Annotated in this window: 9 protein-coding genes; 7 read left to right on the forward strand and 2 right to left on the reverse strand. The window is 65.3% G+C overall.

Features of this window, described 5'->3' with window-relative positions; translation table 11 throughout:
* A partial coding sequence (locus tag PKD06_RS09185) for an FAD-binding oxidoreductase (RefSeq protein ID WP_324379760.1) occupies positions 1–1,390 on the reverse strand: 1,390 nt, incomplete at its 3' end.
* Between the two features lie 7 nt (positions 1,391–1,397).
* Positions 1,398–2,717 (reverse strand): MFS transporter, encoded by a 1,320-nt coding sequence (locus PKD06_RS09190; protein WP_324379762.1) that lies wholly within the window; start codon positions 2,715–2,717, stop codon positions 1,398–1,400.
* Between the two features lie 380 nt (positions 2,718–3,097).
* Here PKD06_RS09190 and PKD06_RS09195 point away from each other — a divergent pair, with 380 nt between their 5' ends.
* From PKD06_RS09195 to PKD06_RS09225, 7 genes are all read left to right on the forward strand, one after another.
* A complete protein-coding gene (locus tag PKD06_RS09195) occupies positions 3,098–4,372 on the forward strand; it encodes an MFS transporter (protein WP_324379807.1) in 1,275 nt (424 codons plus the stop codon).
* A gap of 30 nt (positions 4,373–4,402) precedes the next feature.
* Positions 4,403–5,428, forward strand: a complete 1,026-nt coding sequence (locus PKD06_RS09200) for a tripartite tricarboxylate transporter substrate binding protein (RefSeq protein WP_324379765.1) — start codon at positions 4,403–4,405, stop codon at positions 5,426–5,428.
* A 31-nt stretch (positions 5,429–5,459) separates the two neighbouring features.
* Positions 5,460–6,380: an SMP-30/gluconolactonase/LRE family protein gene (locus PKD06_RS09205; protein WP_324379768.1), complete on the forward strand. Its 921-nt coding sequence runs from the start codon at positions 5,460–5,462 to the stop codon at positions 6,378–6,380.
* Positions 6,381–6,394: 14 nt separating this feature from the next.
* Positions 6,395–7,339 carry an amidohydrolase family protein gene (locus PKD06_RS09210; RefSeq protein ID WP_324379769.1) on the forward strand — a complete coding sequence of 315 codons (945 nt, stop codon included), beginning with the start codon at positions 6,395–6,397 and terminating at the stop codon, positions 7,337–7,339.
* Positions 7,340–7,469: 130 nt separating this feature from the next.
* A complete protein-coding gene (locus PKD06_RS09215) occupies positions 7,470–8,216 on the forward strand; it encodes a helix-turn-helix domain-containing protein (RefSeq protein ID WP_324379809.1) in 747 nt (248 codons plus the stop codon).
* Positions 8,217–8,323: 107 nt separating this feature from the next.
* A complete protein-coding gene (locus PKD06_RS09220) occupies positions 8,324–9,259 on the forward strand; it encodes a sigma 54-interacting transcriptional regulator (RefSeq protein WP_324379771.1) in 936 nt (311 codons plus the stop codon).
* A gap of 212 nt (positions 9,260–9,471) precedes the next feature.
* Positions 9,472–9,672 carry a hypothetical protein gene (locus tag PKD06_RS09225; RefSeq protein WP_324379773.1) on the forward strand — a complete coding sequence of 67 codons (201 nt, stop codon included), beginning with the start codon at positions 9,472–9,474 and terminating at the stop codon, positions 9,670–9,672.
* Positions 9,673–10,006: the final 334 nt, after the last annotated feature.

The following is a 10,006-nucleotide window of genomic DNA, read 5'->3' on the forward strand; positions in this document are numbered from 1 at the left end:
TGGCCGGGCGGACATGCAGCACGCCGGCATCGACATGGCCGAACATGCCGTAGGCGAGCCCGCGCCGGTCGAGGGCGGCCCGGAACTCGGCGATATAGTCGGCGAGGTTCTCAGGGGGGACAGCAGTGTCCTCGACGAAGGGGATGGGCCGCTTGTCGCCCTGCATGTTGCCGAGAAGCCCGACCGACTTCTTGCGCATGTCCCAGATCTGCTCGACGTCGTGCTCGCCGCGAGCGATCGTGTAGCCCCGGCGGCCGAAAGCGGGGCCGGCGCGGTCCAGTTCCTCGGTCATCCGGCCGAGGGCACCCTCCACCTCGGCCGCGCTGGCGCCGACGAACTCGATCAGGTTGACGCCGACGGCGCGCTCGCCCCCGTCTTCTGGGAAGAACGCCCGCACGCGCTCCCAGATCAGGTCGCCCTGCGCGAGGGCCAGCACCTTGGAATCGACGGTCTCGATGGAGGCGGCGCCGAAGCGCATCAATTCCTGGGCATCGCGGAGCGCCGCGTCGAAGCTGCCGTAACGCAGGTTCACCAGCGCCACATGCGTCGGCAGCGGCAGGACGTTCAGCTTCGCCTCGGCTACCAGTCCGAGCGTTCCCTCGGCGCCGCACAGGACTGCGTTCAGGTTGAAGCGTCCGTTCGCGTCGCGGATATGGGCGAGGTCGTAGCCGGTCAGGCAGCGATTCAGCTTCGGGAAGCGCTCGGCGATCAGGGCGGCGTTCTCGCGCTGGACGTCGTCCACGGCCCGATGGATCGCGCCGACGCGATCGGGGCGCGTCCTGATCGCCTCCAGCTCGGGTTCTTCGAGGGGGGCGGAGCGCCAGACGGTGCCGTCGCCGAGCACGGTCGTCAACTCGAGCACGTGATCGCGGGTCTTGCCATAGAGGCAGGAACCCTGCCCGCAGGCATCGGTCGCGATCATGCCGCCGATCGTCGCCCGGTTGGAGGTCGAGAGTTCCGGCGGAAAGAAGAGGCCGTGCTCCGCCAGCGCCGCGTTGAGCTGGTCCTTCACGACTCCCGCTTCGACCCGCGCGAACCGCCCCTCCACATCGATTTCGATGATCCGGTTCATGTGGCGCGACAGGTCCACAACGAGCCCGTCGCAGAGGGATTGCCCGTTGGTCCCGGTCCCGCCGCCGCGCGGCGCGATCGTGACCTCCGTGAAGCGCGGATCCGAAAGAAGTGTCGCGATCCGGGCCAGATCGTCCAGGGTACGGGGAAAAGCGACCGCCTGCGGCGTGATCTGATAGATCGAGTTATCCGTCGAAAGGACGGTGCGATCGGCGCCGGTATCCGTCAGATCTCCCTCGAACCCGCGTGCGCGAAGCTCCGCGCAGAACGCCACATAGAGCGCGGCGGGTTCGGACGAAGGGAGAAGGCGCGGGATCATCGCGTCGTCAGGCGTGCGACGCCGCGGGCTGCGCCACGTCCTGCGCGGCGAGCCGGCCGAAGACGATCATCAGGATCGAGCCCGTGAGCAGGAAACAGGCAACGGCGATCAGGGGCGCGGTGAAGTTCTGCGATATCTCCTTGATCTGGCCGATCATGAACGGTCCGACGAAGCCGCCGAGATTGCCGATCGACACGATCATGGCGATGCCGCCCGCGGCCGCGCGCCCCGTCAGAAAGCCCGACGGGACCGCCCAGAAGGTGGCGACGAACGAGTTGATGCCCGCCACCGCCAGGCACAAGGCGGCGATCGTGGTCACGGGCGTCGGCATGACGGTGCTCGCCAGGAGCGCGGCCGCTCCCACAAAGAGGGACATCGCGGGATAGAAGGTGCGATCGCTGCCACGATCCGACATCCGGCCCCAGACGACCATGGCAACTGCACCGCAAATATAGGGCAGGGCCGCCACGAGCCCGACCGTCGTCGTGGCAAGGCCGAGTTGCTTGATGATCTGCGGCAGCCATAATCCGACTCCGAGCGAGCCGATGATCGAGCAGAAATTGATGAAGGCGAGCATGAGAACACGCCAGTTCCGCAGGGCCTGAGCGAGCGTGAACTTGTGCTTCTTCTCGATCGCAGCCCGTTCCGATGCAAGCGTGGCGACGAGCCAGTCCCGCTCCGGGGCCGAGAGCCAGTTCGCCTTCTCGGGCTTGTCCGTCAGGATGAAGAGACAGGCGACGCCGAGAACCATCGCCGGCACCGCCTCCAGGATGAGGAGCCACTGCCAGCCCTTGAGCCCTAAGCCCTCGAGGCCGATCAGCACCCCGGAAATCGGGGATCCGAAGATATTGGCGACCGGAATGCCGAGGAGGAACAGGGACGTGGCGCGAGCCCGCACGGCAGCCGGAAACCACATCGAGATATAGAGGAACACGCCCGGCACGAAGCCCGCCTCTCCGATTCCGAGAAGGAAGCGGGCGATGCCGAACTGCACCGGGCCCGTGACGAAGGCCGTGAGGGCGGAGACGAGCCCCCAGGTGATCATGATCCGCGCGATCCAGAACCGCGCGCCGACCTTCATCATGATCAGGTTGCTGGGAACTTCCGCGATGAAATAGCCGAAGAAGAAGAGACCTGCTCCGACGCCGAACGCCGTCGGCGTGAGGCCGATGTCCTTGTTCATGGTCAAGGCGGCGAAGCCGACATTGACCCGGTCGAGATAGCTGACGACGTAGCAGATGAAGAGGAATGGAACGATGTGCCGGATGAGCTTGCCGTGAACACTGGCCGCATCCACGCCTGACGCGGCGGATCCATCCGAGGTCATGGTCATAGTCCCTCCCAGGCTCGTTCCGGAGCGCATCGTGCGGCGAGGCGAGCGCGGCGCTTGCGTCGTGCTTCCGGGGGCGCTCGCGCGAGGCTTCGCGTAGGACTGCACTTGTCGAATCACGCATAGCGGGCAACTGTGTCGCATTCAACAAGATTTCGTCACGAAAGTTCGTCGTGATTGTTATTCCTATTTTCCGGAATAAATGTATATCTGCTTTCCGGAATTCCGGAATTGCAGATTTCATCGCTCGTATCTGTCGTTTATTCTATTACTATATATTGACATGAACGGAGGCGGCGCTCATAGGTCGAAAAAATCGGGAGACGAACGCCGTGGCAATCGAAGCGGAAACCGCAGAGAGGCTCGAAAGCGCGACCATGCGCCGGGTGATCCTGCGACTCGTCCCGTTTCTGATGATTTGCTATTTTTTCGCCTTGATCGACCGGGTGAATATCGGCTTCGCGGCTCTCCAGATGAACAAGGACCTGGGCCTTACGCCCGCGATGTTCGGTTTCGCGGCCTCGCTTTTCTTCGTATCGTATTTCCTTGTCGAGGTCCCGAGCAACCTTGCCTTGCAGAAAGTCGGCGCAAGACGCTGGATCGCGCGGATCATGATCACCTGGGGTATGGTGACGTGCGGCATGGCTTTCGTCGTCGGTCCGTACTCCCTCTATACGATGCGTTTTATCCTAGGAGCGGCGGAGGCAGGGTTCTTTCCCGGAGCGATCCTGTATCTCACGTTCTGGCTCCCGTCGCAGTACCGGGCGCGGATCCTGGCGACCTTCACCGTTTCCATTCCCCTCGCGACCTTCCTGGGCTCGCCGCTTTCCGTAGCCATGCTCGAGCTGGACGGCCTCCTCGGCCTGAGGGGCTGGCAATGGCTCTTCCTTCTGCAGGGCCTGCCGCCCGTTCTTCTCGGAATCGTATGCTTCTTCTACCTTGTCGACAGGCCGAAGGATGCGCGCTGGCTGAGCGACGAGCAGCGCGGCTGGCTCGTCCGGCGCCTGGAGGAGGAGGCCCAGGTCAAGAAGCCGATCGGCCATATCTCGCTGTGGCAGCTTGCGCGCAACAAATACTTCCTGACGATGGCGCTGGTCTGCTCCGGAGCCTCCGCCACCGGAAGCGTCCTGTCGGTCTGGCAGCCGCAGATCATCAAGTCCTTCGGGCTGACGAACTTGCAGACGGGATTCGTCAACTCGATTCCCTACGGCATCGCGACGGTTCTGATGGTCCTCTGGGGGCGGCATTCGGACAAGACCGGGGAGCGCCGATGGCACACGGCGCTCGCGCTGCTCCTCGCGGCCTTCGGCCTCTCCTATCTCAGCCTGTCCGGCTCGATCGCCACGACGATCTTCGCGGTCGCCTGCGCGCTCGTCGGCGCCTATGCCTTCAAGGGGCCGTTCTGGGCCCTGTCATCGAGCTGGCTGTCCGCCTCGACGCTCGCGGCCGGGCTCGCGGGAATCAACGCGATCGCCAACCTCATCGGCGGCGGCCTGATGGTGAACATCGTCGGGCTGGTGAGGAGCGCCACCGGCAGCTTCACCCTCGGCATGCTGCCGGTCGCCGCCCTCGACGCGGCCGCCGCCGCGAGCGTCATTCTCATCAGCCGAGCGCATGCCCGGTCCGCGGAGATCCGTTCAGCGGCCGCCTAGCGACCGCGGCCTCATTCCAGGGAGACAGCGATGCAATTCCGGCTCAAGCCCCACCTGTCGCGGTCTGCCGCCATCCTGGCGGCCTGCCTCGCCGGCCTTGCCGGACAGGCCGGAGCGCAGGGCGATCCCGCCCGGCCCGCGGCGCTCGTGGTCGCCTACCCGGAAGGCGGAACGGGAACCATCATTGGACAACCCCTCGCCGAGAGGCTCTCGCAGATCCTCGGGCGCCGCGTCACCCTCGAATATCGCGCGGGAGCCAGCGGGGCGAGCGGCGCGCAGAGCGTGGCGCGGGCCGCGCCCGACGGCTCGACCCTGCTGCTCGGCCAGACCGGCGAACTCGTCATCAACCGGCATCTCGTCAAGGACCTCGGCTACGACCCCGAGCGGGATTTCCAGCCGGTGGCGACGGTCGCGCTGATCCCGCTGGCTCTCGTCGTGAGGGCGGACGCGCCCTTCGGCACCGTCGATGAACTCCTCAAGGCCGCCCGCGCCTCGAAGCGCGGCCTCACCTTCTCGTCGGGCGGTCCGGGCACGACGGCGCAATTCGCGGGCGAGCTGCTTCGGCTGCGGAGCGCGGCGAGGCTCGTGCACGTGCCCAGCGACGGCGCCGCGGCGGCCCTGCGGGCCGTGCTCGACGGACAGGTCGATTTCTATTTCGCGCCGCTGCCGACCGCCCTTCCGGCCATCAAGGACGGCAAGCTGAAGGTCCTGGCGGTCTCGCTGCCGAGCCGCGCGCAAACGCTTCCGGCGGTGCCGACGATGGCCGAGGCCGGCTTCCGGGACATCACGCTCTCGGCCTGGATCACGATCCTCGCGCCCCGCGATACCCCGGCGAATATCGTCCAGACCTGGAACAGCGCCGTCAATCAGGCCCTCGGAGAATCCGAGCTTCGGGACAGATTGACCGCGGCCGGAGCCGAGGTCTCGCCACGATCGCCGCAGCAAACGGGCGCCTTCATCAGGGACGAGAGCGCCCGTTACCTGAGCGTGATCACGGAAGAGTTCTGCTCGCATTTCGGCTACGGCGGCTGCGCCGGCTACGGCGTCTACGAATAAGAGAGCGGGCGCAAATCAGACGGAGGATCCCGTGTCGTTCTTCGCCCCACCCCCCAGCCAGACCACAAGGGTCTTCACGCGCCTGCCGGACCGCTTCCGCAAGCCGAGGCCGACCGCCTGGGCGCAGGCCAATCGCGGCGGACACGAGATCGACTCGTTCCTGGAGGGTCCCTGTTTCGACAGGCAGGGCCGGTTGTATGTGACGGATATCCCGTATGGCCGGGTGTTCCGCATCTCGCCGGACGGCGCCTGGGAGCAGGTCGCCGAATATGACGGCTGGCCGAACGGGATCAAGATCCATCGGGACGGCCGCATCTTCATCACCTGCTACAAGCGGGGGATCGTGCTCCTCGACCCCGAGACCGGCGCCGTCACGCCGGTCCTCGAGACCGCCGGCTCGGAAGGGTTCAAGGGCGTCAACGACCTCTGCTTCGCGGAGAACGGCGATCTCTATTTCACCGACCAGGGCCAGACCGGCCTCCAGGACGCGACGGGCCGGGTCTACCGGCTGCGGCCGTCCGGCGAGCTGACCTGCCTCGTCGGGACCGTCCCGAGCCCGAACGGGATCGTCGTCGACACGGCCATGACGAGCGTCTTCGTGGCCGTGACCCGCGCGCAGCAGATCTGGCGCATCCCTCTTTCGAAGAGCGGGATCGTGGCCAAGGTAGGCGTCTTCGCGCAGCTCCATGGCGGCATGGGCGGGCCGGACGGCATCGCCCTCGACGCCGAGGGCTGCCTCATCGTGGCGCATACCGGGTTCGGATCGATCTGGCGGCTGTCGCCGGTCGCGGAGCCCCTGCTGCGGGTGACGTCCTGCGCGGGGATCTCGACCACGAACGTCGCCTTCGGCGGCCCCGAGGGGCGGACCCTCTACATCACCGAATCCCAGACCGGCAGCATCCTGGAAGCCGACATGCCGGCTCCCGGGCAGAAACTGTTCTCTCACAGCTGATCCAGGGGGCACGAATGCCGACAACCAGACGACAACATCTCGGGATGCTGGCCACCGCCTTGGCCGGCGCTACGCTGGGCGCAGGACCCGCGGGGGCGCAGGAGGCGCCTTGGTCCGCCGGAAGCGAGCCTCCTCGCCTCAAAGTGCCCCCGAACGCCGCCGATTGCCATCATCACATCTACGACGCGCGCTTTCCACCCGCCCCCGCAGCCACGCTCCGCCCCCCCGACGCCAGCGTCGAGGATTATCGGAAGCTGCAGCGGCGCCTGGGCCTGACCCGCAATGTGATCGTCCAACCTTCGACCTACGGGACCGACAACCGGCTCCTGCTTCAGTCCCTGGCGGAGTTCGGCCGGGAGGCGCGAGGCATCGTGATGCTCGATGCCTCGGTGGAGAAGAGCGCATTGCGGCAGCTTCACGATCAGGGCGTGCGCGGCGTCCGCTTCGGCACCCGCCTGCCCGGCGGCGCACCGCTGGACGACATGGTTCCGGTGGCCCGCCTGATCGCGGATCTCGGATGGCACATCCAGCTCGTCTCGGACGGAGAGCGCATCTTCGAGCTCAAGGATAGGCTCGCGGGTCTGCCGGTCCCGGTCGTCTTCGACCATATGGGGCATCTCCCCGAGCCGGAAGGACCGAGGCATCGGGGCTTCGCGGCCATCGCCGAGCTGATCGAGAAACACGGCGCCTGGGTGAAGCTGACCGGCGCCTACCTTCTCAGCCGCGTCGGCCCTCCGACCTATGCCGATCGGGGCAAGGTCGCCGCCGCTTTCGTGGAGCTTGCCCCCGAGCGTCTCGTCTGGGGAACGGACTGGCCTCATCCGACATCGAAGGCGGATGCGAAGCCGGACGACGCGGTGCTTCTCGATCGTCTCGCCGAATGGGCTCCCTCGGCCGAGGTTCAGCATAGGATCCTCGTGGACAATCCTGCCGCGCTCTACGGTTTCGACAAGGGGTGACAGGCGGCTTGCGTCGATCGCCCTGCAGGTAAGGCCGGCAGACCAACCGCGATCACGGGTCCTGCCGGCCCGACATTTGACAACCGCCATCTTCGCGGCGAGTCCTCCGGAAGGACTCCCGGTGACACGAATGGCGCGCGATCTCGACGACGAACTCTCAGTAGCAGGCGTCGCCTCCGTCGACCGGGCGCTCGCCGTCCTGACCGCGTTCAAGCGGGGCGATGCGCCGCTGAGCCTGGCCGAACTCGCGCGCCGCACGGGACTCGTCAAATCCACTGTGATGCGGGTCGGAATCTCCTTGGAGCATGCCGGCCTCCTCAAGAAGCTCGCCGACGGACGCTATCGTCTCGATGCCGGCATTCTGAGGCTCGCATCCATCTACCAGGACCAGATCTCGCTCGAGGACATCGTCACGCCCGCCCTCCAGCGGCTGGTTGAGACGACCGAGGAAACGGCCTCCTTCTACATCCGTCACGGCGAGCACAGGCTGTGCCTGTTCCGGGTCGACTCGCCGCACCGGCTGAGACTGCACATCCGGCCCGGCGACATGCTGCCGATGGACGAGTCCTCGATCGCCCAGGTGCTCCGCCGTTTCGAGAGCGGCCCTCAGGCCTCCTCGCGCCAGGATTTCCCCATCCCTCTTTATACCGCGGGCAAGCGCGACCCGCACATCTCCGGCCTGTCCACTCCGGTCTTCGGCGCCGGCAACACGCTCGTCGGGGCGCTGGCGATTTCCGGCCCGATCACCCGGTTCACGGCCGACAAGGCGAAGGCGGTTGCCGCAGACCTGATCCGCGAGGCGTGCGAGCTGACCCGGACCCTCGGAGGGAGCGAGCAGGACATTCGGCCCATGACACGCGATCCGGACGCCGCGTAATCGAAACACCGTTTCATTTTATTGAAACAGCGTTTCGATTGTGATATCGACAATCCGCCGCTGGCCATCCCGCACGATTGGGCTGTCCAGACGGCGGGAGGTCGTTGATGCAGGGTTCTCGACATGAGCTGCCCCCGATCATGGTAGGCGCATCCGATGCCATCGACCGGATCAGGCGCAGGACCGAGCAACTGTCCCGATCGCCCCTGCCGATTCTGGTCGCCGGGGAAACAGGCGTCGGCAAGCTGCATCTGGCGCGGATGCTCCATCATGCGAGCGGGGGAAGCCCGTCCGGCCTTCGCCTCATCGATTGCCGAGCATTCGCCGCGACGTCGTTGACGATGAAGGACCTGCTGCAAGCGGAGCACCACGGGAATGGTGATTTCACCGTCGTCTTCAAGAACATCGAGGCTCTCTCGGAGGCCTCTCAAGCCGAACTGGTGCTTTGGCTGAACGACCGATCTTTCGCAGGGCTGGATCGAGTCGGCTATCCGCGGATCATCTCGACGACCACACACGACGTGCAGCAGCTTCTGGAGAGCGGGCGGCTCTGCGCCGACTTGTCCTACTGCGTCGCGGCCGTCAGCGTCGCCATTCCTCCGCTCCGGTTGCGGATGGAAGACATCGAGCCTCTGGCAAGGCATTTCATTTCAATGATATCGACGAATGGCGGTTCGAAGCCGTCGCTTGACTGGGCGCTCCCGGAATTGATGGGAAAGCACTGGCCCGGAAACGTCAGAGAGCTGAGAAACACCGTCTATTGCTTGTGTTTAGGTCTGCATGACCTATCCGAGTCGTCCCGTCCACGAAGGATGTCGCTCGCGGAGCAGATGTGTCTTTTTGAAAGGACCTTGCTGAGAAGATATTTAGAGGAATGCCTTGGAAGTGTGACGAAGATGAGCGATGCGCTCTCTGTTCCCAAGACCACGCTATACGAGAAGCTCAATCGACTCTCTCTTGATCCAGATCTGTTCAAAACGATTCGACATCGTCCGAACGGAGCCGCTGCCATCGAGGTGACCGGCCCGCACGCGAGCAACTAGACCACGTCCCGCTGAGTCGGAATCGAGATTCACATGAGGTCCTGGGCGTGATTCAAGGTCTCGTGTGTTCATCGCCTCGCAGCGGCCGGCGATCGATCCGGCGCCGGCGATCCGGACGCTTTCCCTCTCGCCTTCGTGGAACGTCGCGCACACGGCTAGGTTGGATTGAACCCCGATTAGGTGTTTCGGCGTGAAGCGTGCCAAAGTGGCGGATGTCACAAAATCTTTATCACCCACACGTCCTCGAAGTCGCGGAATCTTCCAGGAAGCCAGGATTATTCGAATGGTCCATCCGCACGCACGGCAAGCTCGCCGAGCGCGGCGATAGACCGTTCAACACCGCGGCGGCCGCTCAGGGCAACGGAGAGAAAGCCATCGAGCGCCTGCTTCTTCCGAAGGACAATCGTCGCTGACCAGGGAAATGCGGCGCCTCGATCGCTCAACTGAGGCGCCGGAGCCGAACAGGGTTAAGGCGTCCCACGCCTTGACCGGTGGCCTTGGACGGGCACCATAGTCCCGTTGTCGTCGGCATCTATCTCAGCGGCAATGGTCCAAAACGACGGGCGCCGAGGCAACTCGGCGGAGGTTCAAGCTCACGCGCCAAGCGAATTCACATGGAATTCGACTCGCTCTGACCCCATGGTGCCTTGGCCACGACGGTGGCCCGTCGAGGCGAGCGGCGCATGGCCGATCGGTATCTCCGGCCTCGTCGATGGCGAGCAGACGCGGATCGTCTTCGACGACGAG

The organism is Enterovirga sp., assembly GCF_035325185.1.
Taxonomy (GTDB): Bacteria; Pseudomonadota; Alphaproteobacteria; order Rhizobiales; family Beijerinckiaceae; genus Enterovirga.

What these genes read in the sequence shown, in the direction of transcription:
- PKD06_RS09190 (WP_324379762.1), bottom strand. Translation starts at nt 2,717, where the DNA reads ATGACCTCGGATGGATCCGCCGCGTCAGGCGTGGATGCGGCCAGTGTT.
- PKD06_RS09195 (WP_324379807.1), top strand. Translation starts at nt 3,098, where the DNA reads ATGCGCCGGGTGATCCTGCGACTCGTCCCGTTTCTGATGATTTGCTAT.
- PKD06_RS09200 (WP_324379765.1), top strand. Translation starts at nt 4,403, where the DNA reads ATGCAATTCCGGCTCAAGCCCCACCTGTCGCGGTCTGCCGCCATCCTG.
- PKD06_RS09210 (WP_324379769.1), top strand. Translation starts at nt 6,395, where the DNA reads ATGCCGACAACCAGACGACAACATCTCGGGATGCTGGCCACCGCCTTG.
- PKD06_RS09215 (WP_324379809.1), top strand. Translation starts at nt 7,470, where the DNA reads ATGGCGCGCGATCTCGACGACGAACTCTCAGTAGCAGGCGTCGCCTCC.
- PKD06_RS09220 (WP_324379771.1), top strand. Translation starts at nt 8,324, where the DNA reads ATGCAGGGTTCTCGACATGAGCTGCCCCCGATCATGGTAGGCGCATCC.
- PKD06_RS09225 (WP_324379773.1), top strand. Translation starts at nt 9,472, where the DNA reads ATGTCACAAAATCTTTATCACCCACACGTCCTCGAAGTCGCGGAATCT.